This window comes from Vogesella amnigena, from assembly GCF_042648905.1.
GTDB lineage: Bacteria > Pseudomonadota > Gammaproteobacteria > Burkholderiales > Chromobacteriaceae > Vogesella > Vogesella amnigena.
The window spans coordinates 284,281-302,379 of record NZ_JBHRYH010000021.1 but is presented as its reverse complement, the minus strand read 5'-3'; the positions used below and the strand labels follow the sequence as shown (position 1 = coordinate 302,379).

Here is an 18,099-nt window from a genome sequence, read left to right as displayed (position 1 = left end):
CCTGCCTGCCGGCTACCCGGTCTTTGCTTTCTGCCTGTTGTTGCCATTTACCACCGTGAGAAAACCGTTGCCGCAACTTCCCCGCGCCGGCGCGCTGCATGCCGCCCGCGCCACCTTCCGCCATGGCGGAGTATTGGCCTATGCCACCGAATCCTGCTTCGGCCTGGGCTGTGACCCGTTCAATGTCAGCGCCATCCGCCGCATCCTGGCCATCAAGGCACGCCCCAATCACAAGGGACTGATCGTGATTGCGGCCAACCTGGCGCAACTACGGCCGCTGATCCGGCCGCTGACGCCGGCCCAGCTGGAAGTGGTGAACCGCTACTGGCCCGGCCCGTATACCTTTTTGCTGCCGGCTTCGCGCCGGGTGCCGCAGCTGCTGCGCGGCCGGCATGACAAGATCGCGGTACGCATTACCGCCCATGGCCCGGCTGCCGCGCTGTGTCTGGCGCTGGGCTCGCCGCTGGTGTCCACCTCGGCCAACCGCGCCGGGCAGAAGTCGCTGCGCAGCGCGCGCGCCTGCCGGCTGGCGTTTGGCGAGCAGGTGCTGACGCTCGACGGGCGCATCGGCAAACGTCGCAAACCTTCCACCATCATCGATCTGGACAGCGGCCGCGTGCTGCGTTGATCCCAAGGAGCCAAAGTGCAGGAAATTTCCCTATTCAGCCTGATTCTTCATGCCAGCCTGCCAGTGCAGCTGGTGATGGCCGGCCTGGTACTGATGTCCTTACTGTCGTGGGGGGTGATCTTCAACAAGCTGGCGGTGCTGGGGCGCACCCGTCGGGTTACCCAGGATTTCGAGCAGAAGTTCTGGAGCGGGGTGGACCTTAACAGCCTGTACGAGACTTCGCGCGTCAACACCGATGCCGCCGGCAGCGAGAAGCTGTTTCAGGCTGGTTTTGCCGAATTCCTCAAGCTGCGCCGCCAGAACGGCATGGATGCCTCCGAGCAGCTGGACGGCGCCCGCCGCGCGATGCGCGCCGCCGCACAGCGTGAGCTGGATGCGCTGGATCACCACAATGCTTTCCTCGCCACAGTGGGCTCGGTCAGCCCGTATATCGGCCTGTTCGGCACGGTGTGGGGCATCATGCACGCCTTCATCGGCCTGGGTAACGCTGGCCAGGCCACGCTGGCCACGGTGGCGCCGGGTATCGCCGAGGCGCTGATCGCCACCGCCATCGGCCTGTTCGCGGCGATTCCGGCAGTGGTGGCCTACAACCGCTTTGCTGCCGACGTGGATCGCCTGGCCGGGCGTTTTGATTCCTTCATGGAAGAGTTCTCCAACATCCTGCAGCGCCTGGCCGCGCGCTAAGCACGCTGTAAAGACAAAAGCCGTTCACTGTTGCCAGTGAACGGCTTTTTGCTGCCTGCGCTGCGGGGCTTACAGCGAAATTGGGTTTTATTTGTTGGTCGGAAGCTGAAACGGTGCCGGCTTGCCCTGAACCCGTTGGCGCGAGCCGGGCAGAATGGTGCGTCCCAGGTCTTAAGCCGCCGCATGTTTGAGCCGCGCGACGCTAGCGCGCGGCGAGTTCGGCGGCGCCTGGGACGTGCCGTTTTGCACGGGGTTTCGAGCAGCCGCCGGGGAGCCGGGGATTGGAAAGGGGCCGGCGGTCGGCCCCTTCCTCGTTCGCCGGGCGAAACCGGCACCAAAATCATCACCCGCGTAGCGGATTCAACCTCTTGTTCTTCAGCGCCACCTTCCAACCATTCGCGTTACAGTGAACCGTAGGAATGCAGGCCGGACAGGAACATGTTGACGCCGATGAAAGCGAAGGTGGTAACCAGCAGGCCGATCACCGCCCACCAGGCCAGCGGCTCGCCGCGCCAGCCCTTCACCAGCCTTACATGCAGCCAGGCGGCGTAGTTCAGCCACACGATCAGCGCCCAGGTTTCCTTCGGGTCCCAGCTCCAGTAGCCACCCCAGGCATCCGCCGCCCACATCGCGCCAAGAATGGTGGCGATGGTGAAGAACAGGAAGCCCACCGAGATCGCCTTGTACATCATTTCGTCGATCACTTCCGGCTTGGGCAGCTTGTCGGTGAGGATGCCTCGGCGTGCCAGCAGCTGCGCCACACCCAGCATGGCCGACAGCGCGAAGGCGCCGTAGCCGACAAAGTTGGCCGGCACGTGAATCTTCATCCACCACGATTGCAGCGCCGGAATCAGCGGCTGGATCTGGTGCGCCTGGCGGTCGAAGGTGTACCACAGGATGAAGCCCACCGCGGCGCTGATCACCAGCAGCACGAAGGCGCCCAGCTGGCGGGCGGCGAACTTGGCTTCGTAGTACAGGTACATCAGCGCGGTGATCAGGCAGAACAGGATGAACACTTCGTACAGGTTGGAAACCGGAATGCGGCCAACGTCCGGCGCGATCAGGTAGCTCTCGTACCAGCGGGTGAACAGCCCGGCCAGGGCGAAGGCTGCCGCCGACCAGGTAAGGCCGCTGCCGATGCGGTTGAGCAGCGCCGAGCGCGACAGCAGGCCACCCCAGTACACCGCGGTGGCGAGGAAGAACAGCGTGCACATCCACATGAACGAAGACTGGCTGGACAGCAGGAACTTCAGGCCGAAGCTCTCGCTGGCGCGTGCCAGGTCGTGCTGGTACAGGCCGATGGCCAGTTGCGACATGGCGCCGGCCAGCGGGAAGAACCAGCGCCAGCTTTTCCAGAACCAGCCCAGAGCGATGATGCTGATGGCGCTGCCGCCCAGGATCAGTTGCTCGTAGTAATCCATGGCGCTGCCGTACAGGCTGAAGCTGTAGCCGGCGGCGGCAATGATCAGGGCGGCAAACAGCCAGTCGCCCATTGCCAGTCGCTTGTAGAACGGTTGTTGCAGGGTCAATTCCATCATGCTTCTCCGCCTTGTTGGCTGCGGCCTTGCAGCGTGCCGACAACTTGCTCGAAATCGCGATCCAGATCGCGGTTATGGCGATTGCTGCTCATCGCCACCCTGATACGCCCAGGGCGCAAGACTAGCCATAGCCGCACTTCCCGGATATAGAACATCAGTATGATGCCGATCACCAGCAGCAGCGAGCCCAGGTACACCAGGTTCTTGCCTGGCGAGCGGGTCATCTGCAGGCCGGAAGCCTGTACCTGCTCGAAGCCGGTCAGCTCCAGGTACACCGGCGCGGCGTAGTCGTTCAGCGCGCTGATGGCCACCAGGCTGTCCAGCAGGAAGCGGTAGTGCTTTTCGTCCTGCGGCCACGGCGGCAGCTTGGCCTGTTCCTGTGCCACCGCCATCACGTCGACAATGGCGCCCTGCAGGATCTTGATATAAGTCTGGGCAATGGCCTGGCGCTTGTCTGCCGGCACTTTTTCATCCAGGAACTGCTCCAGCGCGGCAAAGCCGCCGGCATTGAAGCGCCCCAGCACCCAGCGCACGCTGTCGGCGAATTGCTGCTGCATCGCCGGGCTGATGGCATTGCCCTGCAGCGCCTTGGCGGCGGTGCGCGTCACCATGGCGTCGTACCAGGCCGGGTTGGCCAGTGCGGCGCGCAGGCGCATGAAGCTGTCGATCTTCAGTTCGTCATCCAGCGGAATGCGTAGGTACTGGAACGGCTGCGACACCTCGCTGCGCACGCCGGCGACCTGGAACATGGCGCCGTCCTGCCCCATCGGCGCCATGTAGTGCTGGTACTCGCGCGCCTGGCCCTGGTTGTCACGCAGCTTGAAGCTGATCGACGGGCCGACGTTCTTCAGGTGCCTGGCGTCCTGCTTCACTTCGCGCGCGTCCTGCATGCGCTGGCCAAAGCTCTTGCTGCCATCCGGCCCCTTGCCCATGTTCTCCACGTTGAACACGCGCAGCTCGCCGAATTCCAGCTGGTAGTCCTTGCCATTGGCTTTCAGCGGCTGTGCCGCCAGCGATACGCCCTTGATGCCTACCGGCTGCTGTTGCGGTGCGGCCAGGTTCCAGGCGCGCAGCTGCAGCGGCGAGCCGCCATCGCCGAAGCTGGCCTGGTAGATGGCCACGCCATTGATGATCAGCGGGTAGTTCACCTTCACGGTAGCCGGGGTTTCCTTGCCGCTTTGCTTGTCGGTGACCACGATATCGCTGGCAAACAGCTTGGGCATGCCGTTGCTGTAGTAGTCGACGTGGAATTTCTTCAGCGTGACGATGAACGGCAGCTCCTGTACCAGGTAGCCCTTGCCGCTGTTCAGGAAGATCACGTCGGCGCTCTTGTTCTCGGCCACGGTGACATTGCCGCGGAACGACAGGTTGGCCGCAGTCAGGCGGCTTTGTTCCGGAATCTGGCTTTGCGGCAGGTCGCGGGTTTCCGGCACGATGCTGCCGGTGAGCTCGCCGATTTTCAGCGGCAGGTTGCCGTCCAGCAGGCCGCCGATACAGATCACCACCAGCGCGATGTGGGCGCAGAAGTAGCCCAGCTTGTTGGCCGCACCCTTCTTGGCAGCTAGTACCACGCTGCCATCCTCGCGTTCGCGCCGCTTGTAGCGCATGCCGCGCTGCTGCAGCAGCGCAATTGCCGCCGGCTCCTCCAGCTGGATATCCAGTTCGCGGCTGTGCTTCATCGCCGCCAGCGAGTTGTCGCTGGCCTTCTCGCGGAAGGCGCGCATTTCGTGCAGGAAGCCGGGGCCGTTGCGCACGATGCACAGCGTGGTGGATAGCACCAGGAAGGCCAGGATGGTGAGGAACCAGGCCGAGTGGTAGACATCGTACAGACCCAGCAACTCGAAGGCGCGGAACCAGAATGGCCCGAACTCGAAGGCATAGTTGGGATAGGGCTCGTTCTGCTTGAGTACCGTGCCGATTATCGAGGCAATGGCAAGGATGGTGAGCAGGCCGATGGCGAAGCGCATCGAGCTGAACAGCTCGTACAGACGGTAGCCGGGAGAGGTGCGTTTGGTGCTGGTCATTTTTCTGTTTTCAGGCGCGACAAAGGGGGCGCGAAGCCCCCTTTGGAATACTGCCACGCAAAAAAGTTGCGCTGCTTAGCGGAGGCCGGAAATGTATTCCGCAACCGCCTTCATTTCGGCATCGCTCATGCGCATGGCGATATCGGCCATGATCTGGTTCTTGCGGTCGGTGCCGGCCTTGAAGGCGTTCAGCTGGGCCACAACGTAACCTGCATGCTGGCTGCCCAGTGCCGGGTACTGATCCGGGATGCCGCGGCCAGCCGGGCCGTGACAAGCCATACAGGCCGGAACCTTGGTCGCCGGGTTGCCGGCCAGGTACAGCTTCTTGCCCAGCGGGATCTGGCTCTTGTCGGCGGCTTCGCGCGGCTTCACCTTCTGGCTGCTGAAGTAGGCAGCCACGTTCTTCATGTCCTGAGCGGACAGCGGAGTGGCCATGCCCAGCATGATCGGGTTCTTGCGATCGCCCTTCTTGAAGGCCTGCAGCTGGTTCTCGATGTACTTGGCGTGCTGGCCGGCCAGGGTCGGGTTGGCAGACGCCACGCTGTTGCCGTCCGCGCCGTGACAGGCAGCGCACACCTGATCCACGATGGCTTTGCCCTTGACCGGGTCGGCCTTGGCTGCCGGAGCCGGGGTGGCGGCGATCGCGCCAGCTGCAAAGCCTGCAGCCGCGATAGCCAACAGCATCTTACGTTTCATGGTCGCTCCTAGTGAGAGATAGCGTAAATATCTGTAAAGGTGGCAATTTCAAACCTGCTATTCTATATCAATTGACTTTGCCCTTACTACTATGTCGATTTTCCAGAAAGCACAGTTTTTTACCACGGTAAACCATTTGCAGGACTTGCCCCCGACCCGCTGCGAGGTGGCCTTCGTCGGGCGCTCCAATGCCGGCAAGTCCAGCGCCATCAACACCCTGTGCAATCGCACCAGGCTTGCCTACGTATCCAAGACGCCGGGACGCACCCAGCATATCAATTTCTTCGATCTGGGGCAGGAGCGATTTCTGGTCGATCTGCCGGGCTACGGTTATGCCGAAGTGCCGGAGGCGGTACGGGCGCACTGGGTGCAGCTGCTGGGGCGCTATCTGCAGACCCGCGACAGCCTGGTGGGGCTGCTGCTGATCATGGATTCGCGCCACCCGCTGAAGGAGCTGGACTGGAAAATGATCGAATTCTTCCAGGTGACCCAGCGCCCGGTGCATATCCTGCTGTCCAAAGCCGACAAATTGTCGCGGCAGGAGCAGCAAAAGGTTCTGTCCTCGGTCAAGAAAGAGCTGGCTGGCCTGGCCAATATTTCGGTGCAGCTGTTTTCCAGCTCCAAGAAGACCGGAACCGAGGAAGTGTCGCGGGTGGTGGAGGACTGGTTTGCTGCCTGCCCGCTGCCGGAGGAGGAAGATTTCGACGGCCCGGAAACTTTCAACGACTAAGTCGTCAAAGCAGACAGGAGCAACGCGCTTCTTCCCGCTTCACCTCCCTGAGCGGGAGCCTGCAAGGGCATTTACCCCGGTTGATTGCAACCGGGGTTTTTTCTTGCCTGCGTTTTGCGCGCAACAAACGGATCGCCAGTACCGCATCCGCCACCTACACTGCCGGCATCCAATGCGGAATGCCTGCAGATGAAAACCGATTACTGGCTGTTGCTGCTGTTGGCCGCGCTGTGGGGCGGCTCCTTTCTGTTCATGCGTGTGGCGGTGCCGGTGTTGGGGCCGCTGCCGCTGATTGAATTGCGCTTGGCGCTGGCGGCGCTGTTGCTGCTGCCCGTGCTGTGCTGGCAGGGCGGGCTGGCGCAGTGGCGCGCGCACTGGTGGCAGATCACAGTGTCCGGCGTCTTCCTGTCTGCCTTGCCGTTCTGCCTGATCGCCTGGGCCACGCTGACCCTGCCTGCCGGTGTGGCATCGGTGCTGAATGCCACCACGCCGCTGATGACCGCGCTGTGGGCGCTGCCGCTGGCCGGGGAGCGGCTGACGCTGAGCCGCAGTGGCGGCCTGCTGCTGGGGCTGGCGGGGGTGGTGGTGCTGATGCTGGGGCGCGGCGCCGGCTTTTCCGCCGACGCGCTGCTGCCGCTGGCCGCCATGCTGGGCGCTACCTGCTGTTATGGCTGGTCCGGGCACATGACCCGGCGCTGGCTGCAGGGGGTGCCGCCGCTGGTGATTACCACCGGCATGCTGGCGAGTGGTTCGCTGCTGCTGTTGCCGCTGGCCTGGTGGCAGTGGCCGGTGGTCAGCATCGGTGCCGGGGTATGGGGCGCGGTGATCGCGCTGGCGCTGGCCAGTACCGCGCTGGCCTACCTGATCTTCTATCGTCTGATTGCCCGCCTCGGCGCTACCCGTGCCAGCGGCGTCACTTACCTGGTGCCGGTGTTCGGCGTGCTGTGGGGGGCGCTGCTGCTGGGCGAGGCGATCAACGCCGGCATGTTGCTGGGCGCGGCGCTGATCCTGGCCGGGGTGGTGCTCTTGAGCTGGCAGCCGGGGCGCAGCCGCTAGGCGTCGTTATTTGCTGCCAGAGGTAGCGTCACCAGCACGGCGAAGCCACCCTGCGGCGGGTGGGCGAAGGCGAGCCGCCCGCCGTGCTGCTTGACGATGCGCGCCACGATGGCCAGGCCCAGGCCGCTGCCGCCATCGGTGCCGCGATGTGCGGCCAACCGTTCGAACGGCGCCAGTGCCGCCTGCTGCAGCTCGGGAGCGATGCCGGCGCCGCTGTCGCTCACCTGCAGGGTGGCCTCGTTGCCAGCTACCGTCAGCGTCACCGCGAACGGTGCGGCGCCATAGCTGCGCGCGTTCTGCAGCAGGTTGGACAGCAGGCGCTGCAGGCCGAGGGCATCGCCATTGACCGTGGCGGGCGCCCGCTGGTAGTGCACGGTCATGTCATCGCGGGCAAATTTGTCCAGCACGCTGGCCACCAGCTCATCCAGCGCCAGCGCCGATAGCGGCCGCTGCTCCTCGCTGCGGGCGAAGTCGATGAACTGGCCGACGATGCGTGACAACTCGTCGATGTCGGCCAGCATGCCGTCGCGGTCGGTGTTGTTGTCCTGCAGTTCCACTGCCAGCTTCAGCCGGGTCAGCGGCGTGCGCAGGTCGTGCGACAAACCGGCCAGCATCAGCCGGCGTTCGCTGGCGGATTTATCCAGCGCGCTGGCCATGCCGTTGAAGCGTTCGATCAGCAGCTGTACCTCGCGCGGGCCGCTGGGCTTGAGCGGTGGTGGCAGCCGTCCGGCTTCCAGCTCGCGGGTGGCGGCCACCAGCTGCGACAAGGGGCGGGTAGTGCGCCAGGCCAGGGCAAAGGCGGCCAGTACCGACAGCAGTGCCACCAGCCCGGCGGCCTGCAGGGTTGGCCGCAGCGAGGGCGGCAGGAAGCGTGCCAGCGGTACCACCAGCCAGTAGTGCTCTTCCAGCACCGGTACCTTCAGCCACAGCTCGTGGCGTTCGCCATTGGTGAAATACACCTCTACCGGCTCGCCCAGCGCGCTACCCAGGGTCTGTGCCAGCTCGCGGCCCATGCCGGGCACGTGGCCGTCACGTCGGGTGCGGTCGTCCAGCGGCAGCAGTCGTGACAGGCCGGCGTGGTTGTTGGCGCGCAGCCAGCGCGCGCGCTGTGCGGCGGGCATGCTTTCCAGCACGCCTTCGTAGTCGGCCAGGGTGTCCAGTACCTGGGCATACAACTGGCGCGACAGCAGGCGGTTTTTCTGCTGCACACCCAGCCACAGGGTGAATATCTGGCTGGCCAGTACCGCCAGCACCACCAGCATGGCCAGGCGGCTGAACAGGGTGCCGCGCAGTGCCGGCAGCTTCATGCTCCGTCCTTGTTGCCGCCGTCCGGCACGAACACATAGCCATAGCCCCATACGGTCTGCAGGAAGCGCGGCGGGCCGTCAGCGTCTTCGATCGCCTTGCGCAGGCGCGAGACGTGCACGTCGATGCTGCGATCCTGCGATTCGCCGCCGCCCTTGCCCATGGCCAGCTCCATCAGCTGCTCGCGGGTAAGCGGCCGGCGCGGGTGGCTGGCCAGTGCCAGCAACACAGCGTACTCGGCGGTGGTCAGGCTGACTGGCACGCCGTCGCGAGTCAGCTCGCGTCGTGCCGGATTCAGCACGCAGCTGCCAAAGTGCAGTGGCGCCGCATCGGCCAGCTGGGCGGTGACCGCCGGGGTATGTTCATAGCGGCGCAGCACCGCATTGATGCGTGCCAGCAGTTCGCGCGGATTGAACGGCTTGGCCAGATAGTCGTCGGCGCCCATTTCCAGGCCGAGGATGCGATCCACGTCCTCGCCACGGGCGGTCAGCATCACCACCGGCACCGGCTCGCCTTGCGCGCGCAGGCGGCGCACCACGGCCAGGCCGTCCTCGCCTGGCATCATCACGTCCAGCACCACCACGTCCGGGCGGTTGCGGGCCAGCTTGCGATCCAGGTCGCGCGCATCCGGCAGGGTTTCCACGGTGTAGCCCTGCTGGCTCAGGTAGCGCTGCAGCAGCTCGCGCAGGCGCACGTCGTCGTCTACCACCAGTATCTTGCGTTGCTCCATGGACTTTTCCGTTGATGCTTTATCGAACAGCCTCCAGCCTACCGTGGCGACCTGCCGGCGTCAGCCCCGGCGTAAAGAGAGGTTAAGCAGGGGCCGCGACTTAACAGCCGTTAACACTCTGCCGCCAGTAGCACAAAGATGGGCAAAACCTGCGGCGTAGAGTGCAAGCATCGACCACGCCCCATGGGGCCATGCAAGGAGTTGCCTGATGAAAACCCGTACCGTGCTGACCGCCGCCACCATTGCCGCCATTGCGGCCGTATCCGCCACCGCCCTGGCCTTTGGCCCGGGCAAGGACGAGCGTGGCGGCCGCGCCGAGATGCAGGCATTTCGCGATGCCGTGATGTCCGGCGCGCTGACCGATGCCGAGCTGACCACGCTGCAGAAAGATCGCGAGGCCATGCGTGCCCAGATGCAGAAGCTGCGTGCCGATGGCGAGCTGAGTAGTGCAGACCGCGAGGCATTGCAGAAGTTGCGCCAGGGCATGCACGACAAGGCAAAGGTGCTGATTGCCAATAGCGACCGCACCAAGGCGCGCAGCAGCTGGCCGAGCCAGTTGCTGCCGGAGCCGGGTCGTCATCAGCGCGGCATGCACGAGCGTCATGGTGGCAAGCATGGCGATTGGGCTGGTGCCGATGGTGCCCGTGCCTATCATGCTGCGGTGCAGTCCGGTGCCCTGACGGATGCCGAGATCGCCAGCTTGCAGCAGCAACGCCAGGCACTGCATGCCAGGATGCAGGAGCTGATCAACAATGCCGACCGTACCCAGCCGCGCCAGGCTACGGACCAGACACGCTGAGGCCGAGCGTGTTGACAAAGTCCTTTCGCCAGGGGGTTTTATAAACAGGAAGGCTGCCGATGCAAACACTTGCTTGGCGCGGCCCGGCTTCGCCGGGGCCGGTGACAGGTCAACGAGGCACTTTGTCTGCAGCCTGGGCATGCCACGTCCCCCGGCGTGGCATGCCCTTGTGCCGCAGGATAGAATGCAGACTATGAACCGGCTCTTATCGATGTTGCTGCTTGGCATGGCGACTGCCCTGGGCTCTGTTGCCTGGGCGGCTCCGCCGTGGCTGGCTGGTCAGCAAGCGGAGCAGGTCGAGCGGCTGGACAGCTTGCGGCTGCGTGAACTACGTCTAAAAGAGGCGGTGGAACGTGGCGAGCTGAGCCGCGAAGAAGCCCGGCGTCTGCGCCGGTATTATCGCCGCCATGATGCGGTGCGCCTGCCGGTGCCGGCGGACGCGGTGGATAGCCAGCCGGATGCCCCGGCGGGCAGAAAAGACTGGCATCGCTGGCGCAAAAAACAGGACAGGCTTAACGCCGCACCGTTCAACGAGCCGGATTAACGCGGCAGCAGCGGCAGGCCATCAGGGCAGTACATTTGAATACCGGGGGGTAGGCATGAAATGGCAAGGCTGGGCTTGGCTGCTATTGGTGTGGCTGAGCATATCGCAGGCCTGGGCGGCGGATGCCTGCCGTAGCAGTGCCGATAGTAATGCCTGCCAGTTGCAGCGCGCCGGTGAGGCCAGCTGCAGCGATGTGCGCCTGCCCGATCGCCCCGCCTGCCTGCAGCAGTTCACGCCCGCGCATAATTGCAAGCGCGAACGGGACAGCCTGGCCTGCCGCGCCTTGCAGCAGGCGCAATACCAGTGCAGCCAGCTGCAGGGGCTGGCCCGCCGTCAGTGCGTGGCCAGCGCGCTGCCGGCGCCCAGCTGCCGGCCAGGTACGCCGCCGGAGCGCTGCCAGGCCTTGCTCACGGCGGCACGCGACTGTGGCGCGCTGTTCGGCAGCAAGCGCCGGCAGTGCCAGCACCAGATCCTCCAGCAGGCCGACGACGGTTCCGCCCAGCGCTAGCTCGCAGCCTCAATCGAAACGCAGGGTGCAGCACAGCCGGTAGGGTGGGTAAAGGCCGCAGGCCGTGCCCACCGGCAACGCGGCATGGTGGGCACGCTACGCTTTGCCCACCCTACAGCTGGAGCGGAAGGGCTTGGCCTGCTTTGAGGCCAGGGTTGGCCGCATGGCCAGCCAGCTTATGGCTGCAGGATGATGGAGCCGGTGGTGCGGCGCGCCTCCAGATCAGCATGCGCGCGGGCGGCATCGGCCAGCGCATAGCGGGCGGACGGCTGTACTTTTACCGCGCCGGCGCGGATGCGCTCGAACAGTGCCGCGGCACTGGCTTCCAGCTCGGCACGGGTGGCCACGTAATCGCCCAGCCGGGGGCGGGTGAAGTACAGCGAGCCTTTCTGTGCCAGCAGTAGTGGCGCAAATGCCGGCACTGCGCCGGAGGCGTTGCCGAAGCTGACGAACATGCCGCGCGGCATCAGGCAGTTCAGCGAGATCTCGAAAGTATCCTTGCCCACCGAGTCGTACACCACCGGCACACCCTTGCCATCGGTGATCTCGTTTACCCGTGCCACCACGTCTTCCTCGCGATAATTGATCACCTGCCGGCAGCCCAGGCGGCGCGCGATATCGGCCTTGTCGGCGCTACCCACGGTGCCGATCACGTGCACCCCCAGCGAGTTCAGCCATTGCACCGCGATCTGTCCCACCCCGCCGGCCGCGGCATGCCACAGCACGGTCTGGCCGGGCTGTACTGCATAGGTGCGGCGGATCAGGTACTCCACGGTCATGCCCTGCAGCATCACGCAGGCGGCGGTGTCGTCGCTGATATCGTCCGGCAGCCGCACCAGTGGCGCGGCGTTCATCACCCGCCGCTGGCTGTAGGCGCCCTGCGCGCCACCGGCATAGGCCACGCGATCGCCCACCTCCAGGTAATCCACCCCTTCGCCCACTGCCTCCACCACGCCGGCCGCTTCCGAGCCCAGGCCGGATGGCAGCGTCAGCGGATACAGGCCCGTGCGGTGGTAGGTGTCGATGAAGTTGACGCCGATGGCGGTGTGGCGCAGCAGCACTTCGCCCGGGCCGGGTTGGCCCGGATCGCACGTTTCCAGTTGCAATACTTCCGGGCCGCCGTTGGCGTGAAAGCGGATGACCTGATTCATGGCATGCTCCTGTCGATTGGGCGCGGCTTCGGCGCGCAGATGCGGCATCTTGCAATAAAGCGCAGCGCAAGGGCAGCAACAGGCTGTTCTGCTGTCAGTACGATGCCGGCACGCGTCCCTGCAGCTGCAGCAGCGCAGGCAGGCACTGCGGCCAACGCTGCAGGCGGTGATCGTCGCCATTGAATACCGTCTGCCGCGCGCCGGTGTAGTGGCAGGCGGCCACGCGCCAGTCCAGCACCTCGTCGGCGGTACCCAGCAACAGCCAGTAGTTGGCCGCATGGATTCGCGGTGGGCGGATAGCCTCCAGCTCAGCCATGTGCTGCTCGGTTAGCACGTAGTCCTCGCCGGTGTAGGGGTTGTGCTGCGGGCCGAGAAAGCGCGCCAGATCGCGTTCCGGGTAAATGGCCGGGTTGATCAGCACCGCCGGCAGGTGAAAGCGCTCCGCCAGGTGGCTGGCGTAAAAGCCGCCCAGCGAGCTGCCGATCAGCACCAGCGGCTGCTGCTGATCGGCAATCAGCGCGGCGGCCTGGGCAATGGCGGTGGCGGGGTAGGGCGACAGCTGTGGTGCCTGGAAACTGTGTTCCGCCCCGCTGGTGGTGAAGAAGTCGCGGGTTTCGCGTGCCTTCAGCGATTGGGGGCCGGACTGGAAGCCGTGCAGATATAGGTAGTGCGTCATGGTGTCTGGTCTGGGTGAAACGTCGGCAGGAGCATGGCAGCCTGTCAGTTGGGGCGCCACTGGTAGCGCTGCAGGATGCGCAGTATCTCGCCCTTGCGCTCCAGGCTGGCGATGGCGCGATCCAGCCGCGCCAGACTGTGACGGGCCTTCGGCGCCACCGCGCAATAGGTCGGGCGGGTGGACACTACCCAGGGCTGCATCTTGATGCGTTGTGCCGCGGCGGCGTTGTCGCGCGCCCAGCCGGCCAGCTCCAGCTCGGAACTGATCGCCGCATCCACCGCACCCAGCGCCAGCGCCTTCAGCACCGAGTCCAGCCGCTGGTGATCCACCCGGGTGGCGCGGCCGTCCTGCCACAGTTTTTCCAGTTCCGGGTAGTGGTAGCCGCGAATCACGCCAACGCGCAGCCCGGCCATGTCCAGGTTGGCCGCAATCTGTCGGGGCAGGGTGTTGCTGGTGACCACGCGCTCCACCTGCGGATAAACATCGCGTGTCCAGCCCAGGCGGGCGGCGTTGCCGAACCAGGCCGGATTGGCATTGCAGATGATGTCCACCTCGCTGCCCTCCACCGACGGCTCCACCCGGTTGCGCGACAGCAGGCGGAACTGCGCCCGCACGCCCAGCTCGGCCGCCAGAGCCTGCCCCAGGTCGTAGCTGAGGCTGGGAGCCAGCTGGCGCGATGCATTCAGCACCACGATGGGCGGGGCATCCGATTCGGCCACGCCTACCCGCAGCTCTGCTGCCATGCCGCTGGTTGCCCAGCTGGTCAGAGCGAGCATGCCCAGGCCGGTCATGATCAGCCTGGGCATGCGCGGGGATGATAGCTTCGGCATATGCGGCTCCTGGCGCCTTTTATTCTGTATTGTTCTAAACAATGCGCTTATCCTGCTGTTTCGCAATGATAAGATGAAACACTTTCTGCCTACGTAGTTTTACCTATATAAGCCGCTTTTGCCATGTCCACACACCTTTCGCACCCTGTTTTCGACCTGCTATCGCGCCGTATCCTGATTCTGGATGGCGGCATGGGCACCATGATTCAACGCCACAAGCTGGAAGAAGCCGACTACCGGGGCGAGCGTTTCAAGGACTGGCCACGCGATGTGAAGGGCAATAATGACCTGCTGGTGCTGACCCAGCCGCAGATCATTGCCGGCATTCACCAGGCCTACCTGGATGCCGGTGCCGACATCATCGAGACCAACAGCTTCAACGCCACCGCCATCGCCATGGCCGACTATGGCATGGAATCGCTGGTACGCGAGCTGAACTACGAAGCAGCCAGGCTGGTGAAAGGGCTCTGCGCGGCCGCCACTGCGGCCAACCCGGACAAGCCGCGCTTCTGTGCCGGCGTGCTCGGCCCCACCAGCCGTACCTGCAGCATCAGCCCGGACGTGAATGACCCCGGCTACCGCAATGTCAGCTTCGACGAGCTGGTGGCAACCTACACCGAGGCCATCGACGGTCTGGTGGACGGCGGCGCCGACTTCCTGCTGGTGGAAACCATTTTCGATACGCTGAACGCCAAGGCGGCGGTGTTCGCGATCCACAAGTATTTCGACGAACGCCCGGATGTGGCGCGGCTGCCGATCATGATTTCCGGCACCATCACCGACCAGTCCGGCCGCACCCTTACCGGCCAGACCACCGAGGCGTTCTACAACAGCCTGTCGCACGCCGACGCCATGAGCTTCGGCCTGAACTGCGCGCTGGGCCCGGACCTGCTGCGCCCCTACGTGGAAGAAATGTCGCGCATTTCCGCCACCTATGTCTCGGTGCATGCCAACGCCGGCCTGCCCAACCCGCTGGCCCCCACCGGCTACGACCTGACGCCGGAAGACATGGCGCCGCAGGTGCGCGAGTGGGCGGAAGCCGGGCTGGTGAACATCATCGGCGGCTGCTGCGGCACCACGCCGGAGCACATCGCCGCCATCTACCAGGCGGTGAAAGACCTGCCGCCGCGCCCGCTGCCGCAGATCGAGCCCAAGTGTCGGCTGTCCGGCCTGGAGCCGTTCAATATCGGCGACCACGACCTGTTCGTGAACGTGGGCGAGCGCACCAACGTGACCGGCTCCAAGGCATTCGCCAAGCTGATCCTCAACGGCGACTACGCTACCGCGCTCGACGTGGCGCGGCAGCAGGTGGAAAACGGCGCGCAGGTGATCGACATCAATATGGACGAGGGCATGCTGGATGCCCACGCCGCCATGGTGCGCTTCCTCAACCTGATCGCCGCCGAGCCGGACATCAGCCGCGTGCCGATCATGATCGACTCCTCCAAGTGGGAGGTGATCGAAGCCGGCCTGAAGTGTATCCAGGGCAAGGGCATCGTCAACTCCATCTCGATGAAGGAAGGTCGCGACAAGTTCGTGGAACAGGCGCGGCTGATCCGCCGCTACGGTGCGGCAGTGATCGTGATGGCCTTCGACGAGGCCGGCCAGGCGGATACCTATGCCCGCAAGGTGGAAATCTGTGGAGAGAGCTACCGCATCCTGGTGGACGAGGTGGGCTTTCCGCCGGAAGACATCATCTTCGACCCGAATATCTTCGCGGTGGCCACCGGTATCGAGGAACACGCCCGCTACGGCCTGGACTTCATCGAAGCCACCGGCTGGATCAAGGACAAGCTGCCGCACGCCAAGATTTCCGGCGGCGTGTCCAACGTGTCGTTCTCCTTCCGCGGCAACAACAAGGTGCGCGAGGCGATTCACGCCGTGTTCCTGTACCACGCCATCAAGCGCGGCATGACCATGGGCATCGTCAACGCCGGCGCGCTGGAGGTGTATGACGAAGTCGATGCCGAGCTGCGCGAGCGCATCGAGGACGTAGTACTGATGCGGCCAACCGCTGACGGCTCCGACGCCACCGAGAACCTGATCGCGCTGGCGGAGAAGTTCAAGGGCGACGCGGTGGCCGGCAAGCAGGGCGAGGACCTGTCCTGGCGCGAGCTGCCGGTGGCCAAGCGGCTGGAGCACGCGCTGGTAAAGGGCATTACCACCTATATCGAGCAGGACACCGAAGAGGTGCGCGCCGCTAGCGAGCGCCCGATCCACGTGATCGAAGGCCCGCTGATGGACGGCATGAACGTGGTAGGCGATCTGTTTGGCGCTGGCAAGATGTTCCTGCCGCAGGTAGTGAAATCCGCCCGCGTGATGAAGGCGGCGGTGGCCTACCTGGAGCCGTTCATCGAGGAAGAAAAAATCCGCCTCGGTCTGCAGGACGCGCCGGCCAAGGGCGTGATCATCATGGCCACGGTGAAGGGCGATGTGCACGACATCGGCAAGAACATCGTTGGCGTGGTACTGCGCTGTAACAACTACAAGGTGATCGATCTGGGCGTGATGGTGCCGTGCCAGAAGATTCTGGACGCCGCCATCGAGCACAAGGCCGACATCATCGGCCTGTCCGGCCTGATTACCCCCAGCCTGGAAGAAATGAGCCACGTCGCCAAGGAAATGCAGCGCCAGGGCTTCGACATTCCGCTGCTGATCGGTGGCGCCACCACCAGCCGCGTGCACACCGCGGTGAAGATCGCGCCGCACTATCAGGGCCCGGTGATCTACGTGCCGGATGCCAGCCGCGCGGTGGGGGTGTGCTCCAACCTGCTGTCCGACACCCTGCGTGACAACTTCGTGCAGGAAGTGGCCGACGACTACGCCAAGGCGCGCGCCATCTTCGAAGGCCGCGGCGAAGCCAAGCTGCTGCCACTGGCCGAGGCGCGCGAGCAGCGCCACCGCATCGACTGGCGCAGCTACACCCCGCCGGTGCCGAAATGGCTGGGCGTGCGCCGCTTCGAACAATACGATCTGGCCGAGATTGCCCGCTACATCGACTGGACGCCGTTCTTCCAGAGCTGGGAGCTGGCCGGCCGCTTCCCGGCGATTCTGGACGACGAGATCGTCGGCGAATCCGCCCGCGCGCTGTGGGCAGATGCGCAAGCGATGCTGCAGCAGATCATCGCCGAGAAGTGGCTGACCGCCAACGCGGTGATCGGCCTGTTCCCGGCACGCAGCGTGGACGTGGACGATATCGAGATTCTGGACCCGGATACCCGCGCCCCGCTGATGACCTGGGTGGGCCTGCGCCAGCAGCTGGTGAAAACCGACAAGGACGGCAACAAAAACCCGGACTGGGCGCTGGCCGACTTTATCGCGCCGGCGGATAGCGGCGTGGCCGACTACATCGGCGCCTTTGCGGTGACCGGCGGCCTGGGCATCGACCCGCACGTGGCCCGTTTCGAGGCGGCCAACGACGACTATTCGGCGATTCTGCTGAAGGCGCTGGCCGACCGCTTTGCCGAAGCCTTCGCCGAGCTGATGCACCATCGCGTGCGTACCGAGTTCTGGGGCTATGCCGCCGACGAGGCGCTGGATAACGAGGCGCTGATCGACGAGAAATACGTGGGTATCCGCCCGGCACCTGGCTACCCGGCCTGCCCGGATCACACCGTGAAGCGCGAGCTGTTCGAGCTGATCAACGCGCCGGCCATCGGCATGAGCCTCACCGAGGGCTATGCCATGCTGCCTACCGCGGCGGTATCCGGCTTCTACTTCAGCCACCCGGACAGCCGCTACTTCGGTATCGGCAAGATCAGCCGCGACCAGGTGGCCAGCTACGCGCAGCGCCGCGGGGTGAGCATCGAACAGGCCGAGCGCGACCTGGCGCCCAACCTGGGCTACAACGCGTAAACCGTATGCCTGCGGCCAAGGTTGGCCGCATGGCAAAGCACAAGGGCGGGCCAATGGCCCGCCCTTGCTGTTGCTGAGGCGTTGTTCCGCCCCCTCCTGCCTGCCGCCACCATGCCGGCACGACGTTTGTCTGCACGGTCATGCTCCCTGCGACAGCAGTACCGTTTCCCGGTGACAAGCGTGCTGTTAGTGCCAATTACCGTAAATTTATCTATAAAAACTTCTTATCGTGATTGGTGGATGAATCTGGCATTCACTATTTTTCTATAGTTCTTGCTTTTAGGACGGGTCTGATTAGGCCATGCCGAATCTTCTTGCATCTTATCGAAACCGAAACACTTCGAT

The 18,099-nt window shown here is 64.6% G+C and carries 16 protein-coding genes; 8 read left to right on the top strand and 8 right to left on the bottom strand.

Features of this window, described 5'->3' with window-relative positions; genetic code table 11:
• Nucleotides 1-67: 67 nt before the first annotated feature.
• Nucleotides 68-628, top strand: coding sequence for an L-threonylcarbamoyladenylate synthase (locus tag ACFOKJ_RS11255; RefSeq protein WP_390279584.1), 561 nt, complete (start codon nt 68-70; stop codon nt 626-628).
• A gap of 15 nt (nt 629-643) precedes the next feature.
• Entirely contained in the window at nt 644-1,312 is a 669-nt protein-coding gene (tolQ, locus tag ACFOKJ_RS11250; RefSeq protein ID WP_449369339.1) for a protein TolQ, read from the top strand.
• Between the two features lie 401 nt (nt 1,313-1,713).
• Here the strand turns inward: tolQ and ccsB are convergent, their stop codons facing one another.
• From ccsB to ACFOKJ_RS11235, 3 genes are all read right to left on the bottom strand, one after another.
• On the bottom strand, nt 1,714-2,850 hold the full coding sequence (ccsB, locus tag ACFOKJ_RS11245) for a c-type cytochrome biogenesis protein CcsB (RefSeq protein WP_390279582.1): 1,137 nt from the start codon (nt 2,848-2,850) through the stop codon (nt 1,714-1,716).
• The gene (locus tag ACFOKJ_RS11240; RefSeq protein ID WP_390279580.1) at nt 2,847-4,874 is read right to left on the bottom strand and encodes a cytochrome c biogenesis protein ResB; all 2,028 of its coding nucleotides are present in this window, start codon (nt 4,872-4,874) and stop codon (nt 2,847-2,849) included. Before ACFOKJ_RS11240 ends, ccsB begins: the two co-directional genes overlap by 4 nt.
• Before the next feature lie 75 nt (nt 4,875-4,949).
• Nucleotides 4,950-5,570 carry a c-type cytochrome gene (locus ACFOKJ_RS11235; protein WP_390279578.1) on the bottom strand — a complete coding sequence of 207 codons (621 nt, stop codon included), beginning with the start codon at nt 5,568-5,570 and terminating at the stop codon, nt 4,950-4,952.
• A 91-nt stretch (nt 5,571-5,661) separates the two neighbouring features.
• On the opposite strand from ACFOKJ_RS11235, the gene yihA reads away from it, so the two are divergent.
• Together yihA and ACFOKJ_RS11225 are read left to right on the top strand one after the other, a co-directional pair.
• Complete coding sequence (gene yihA, locus ACFOKJ_RS11230; RefSeq protein ID WP_390279576.1) at nt 5,662-6,300, top strand: ribosome biogenesis GTP-binding protein YihA/YsxC; 639 nt, start codon at nt 5,662-5,664, stop codon at nt 6,298-6,300.
• Nucleotides 6,301-6,489: 189 nt separating this feature from the next.
• Complete coding sequence (locus tag ACFOKJ_RS11225) at nt 6,490-7,356, top strand: DMT family transporter (RefSeq protein WP_390279574.1); 867 nt, start codon at nt 6,490-6,492, stop codon at nt 7,354-7,356.
• On the opposite strand, the gene ACFOKJ_RS11220 is transcribed toward ACFOKJ_RS11225, so the two are convergent.
• Both ACFOKJ_RS11220 and ACFOKJ_RS11215 read right to left on the bottom strand, forming a co-directional pair.
• Complete coding sequence (locus ACFOKJ_RS11220; RefSeq protein WP_390279572.1) at nt 7,353-8,663, bottom strand: ATP-binding protein; 1,311 nt, start codon at nt 8,661-8,663, stop codon at nt 7,353-7,355. The two genes, ACFOKJ_RS11225 and ACFOKJ_RS11220, sit on opposite strands and share 4 nt — an antisense overlap.
• Nucleotides 8,660-9,391 carry a response regulator gene (locus tag ACFOKJ_RS11215; protein WP_390279570.1) on the bottom strand — a complete coding sequence of 244 codons (732 nt, stop codon included), beginning with the start codon at nt 9,389-9,391 and terminating at the stop codon, nt 8,660-8,662. The genes ACFOKJ_RS11220 and ACFOKJ_RS11215 overlap by 4 nt, the downstream gene beginning before the upstream one ends.
• Before the next feature lie 208 nt (nt 9,392-9,599).
• Between ACFOKJ_RS11215 and ACFOKJ_RS11210 the strand changes: the two genes are divergently transcribed.
• From ACFOKJ_RS11210 to ACFOKJ_RS11200, 3 genes are all read left to right on the top strand, one after another.
• The gene (locus ACFOKJ_RS11210; protein ID WP_390279568.1) at nt 9,600-10,190 is read left to right on the top strand and encodes a hypothetical protein; all 591 of its coding nucleotides are present in this window, start codon (nt 9,600-9,602) and stop codon (nt 10,188-10,190) included.
• Between the two features lie 226 nt (nt 10,191-10,416).
• The gene (locus ACFOKJ_RS11205; RefSeq protein ID WP_390279566.1) at nt 10,417-10,734 is read left to right on the top strand and encodes a hypothetical protein; all 318 of its coding nucleotides are present in this window, start codon (nt 10,417-10,419) and stop codon (nt 10,732-10,734) included.
• A gap of 55 nt (nt 10,735-10,789) precedes the next feature.
• Nucleotides 10,790-11,242: a hypothetical protein gene (locus ACFOKJ_RS11200; protein WP_390279564.1), complete on the top strand. Its 453-nt coding sequence runs from the start codon at nt 10,790-10,792 to the stop codon at nt 11,240-11,242.
• Nucleotides 11,243-11,418: 176 nt separating this feature from the next.
• Here the strand turns inward: ACFOKJ_RS11200 and ACFOKJ_RS11195 are convergent, their stop codons facing one another.
• The 3 genes from ACFOKJ_RS11195 to ACFOKJ_RS11185 all read right to left on the bottom strand — a co-directional run bounded on the left by ACFOKJ_RS11195 (nt 11,419) and on the right by ACFOKJ_RS11185 (nt 13,899).
• Nucleotides 11,419-12,393, bottom strand: coding sequence for a quinone oxidoreductase family protein (locus tag ACFOKJ_RS11195; protein ID WP_390279562.1), 975 nt, complete (start codon nt 12,391-12,393; stop codon nt 11,419-11,421).
• A 94-nt stretch (nt 12,394-12,487) separates the two neighbouring features.
• Nucleotides 12,488-13,069, bottom strand: coding sequence for a YqiA/YcfP family alpha/beta fold hydrolase (locus ACFOKJ_RS11190; RefSeq protein WP_390279560.1), 582 nt, complete (start codon nt 13,067-13,069; stop codon nt 12,488-12,490).
• A gap of 44 nt (nt 13,070-13,113) precedes the next feature.
• On the bottom strand, nt 13,114-13,899 hold the full coding sequence (locus ACFOKJ_RS11185; protein WP_390279558.1) for a substrate-binding periplasmic protein: 786 nt from the start codon (nt 13,897-13,899) through the stop codon (nt 13,114-13,116).
• A gap of 123 nt (nt 13,900-14,022) precedes the next feature.
• Here ACFOKJ_RS11185 and metH point away from each other — a divergent pair, with 123 nt between their 5' ends.
• On the top strand, nt 14,023-17,754 hold the full coding sequence (gene metH, locus ACFOKJ_RS11180) for a methionine synthase (RefSeq protein ID WP_390279556.1): 3,732 nt from the start codon (nt 14,023-14,025) through the stop codon (nt 17,752-17,754).
• The last annotated feature ends 345 nt before the right edge of the window (nt 17,755-18,099 follow it).

Coding starts and splice junctions, on each gene's coding strand:
- ACFOKJ_RS11240 (WP_390279580.1), bottom strand. CDS start 4,874: ATGACCAGCACCAAACGCACCTCTCCCGGCTACCGTCTGTACGAGCTG.
- ACFOKJ_RS11225 (WP_390279574.1), top strand. CDS start 6,490: ATGAAAACCGATTACTGGCTGTTGCTGCTGTTGGCCGCGCTGTGGGGC.
- ACFOKJ_RS11185 (WP_390279558.1), bottom strand. CDS start 13,899: ATGCCGAAGCTATCATCCCCGCGCATGCCCAGGCTGATCATGACCGGC.
- ACFOKJ_RS11200 (WP_390279564.1), top strand. CDS start 10,790: ATGAAATGGCAAGGCTGGGCTTGGCTGCTATTGGTGTGGCTGAGCATA.
- ACFOKJ_RS11205 (WP_390279566.1), top strand. CDS start 10,417: ATGGCGACTGCCCTGGGCTCTGTTGCCTGGGCGGCTCCGCCGTGGCTG.
- ACFOKJ_RS11235 (WP_390279578.1), bottom strand. CDS start 5,570: ATGAAACGTAAGATGCTGTTGGCTATCGCGGCTGCAGGCTTTGCAGCT.
- ccsB (WP_390279582.1), bottom strand. CDS start 2,850: ATGATGGAATTGACCCTGCAACAACCGTTCTACAAGCGACTGGCAATG.
- ACFOKJ_RS11220 (WP_390279572.1), bottom strand. CDS start 8,663: ATGAAGCTGCCGGCACTGCGCGGCACCCTGTTCAGCCGCCTGGCCATG.
- metH (WP_390279556.1), top strand. CDS start 14,023: ATGTCCACACACCTTTCGCACCCTGTTTTCGACCTGCTATCGCGCCGT.
- ACFOKJ_RS11190 (WP_390279560.1), bottom strand. CDS start 13,069: ATGACGCACTACCTATATCTGCACGGCTTCCAGTCCGGCCCCCAATCG.
- yihA (WP_390279576.1), top strand. CDS start 5,662: ATGTCGATTTTCCAGAAAGCACAGTTTTTTACCACGGTAAACCATTTG.
- ACFOKJ_RS11210 (WP_390279568.1), top strand. CDS start 9,600: ATGAAAACCCGTACCGTGCTGACCGCCGCCACCATTGCCGCCATTGCG.
- ACFOKJ_RS11215 (WP_390279570.1), bottom strand. CDS start 9,391: ATGGAGCAACGCAAGATACTGGTGGTAGACGACGACGTGCGCCTGCGC.
- ACFOKJ_RS11195 (WP_390279562.1), bottom strand. CDS start 12,393: ATGAATCAGGTCATCCGCTTTCACGCCAACGGCGGCCCGGAAGTATTG.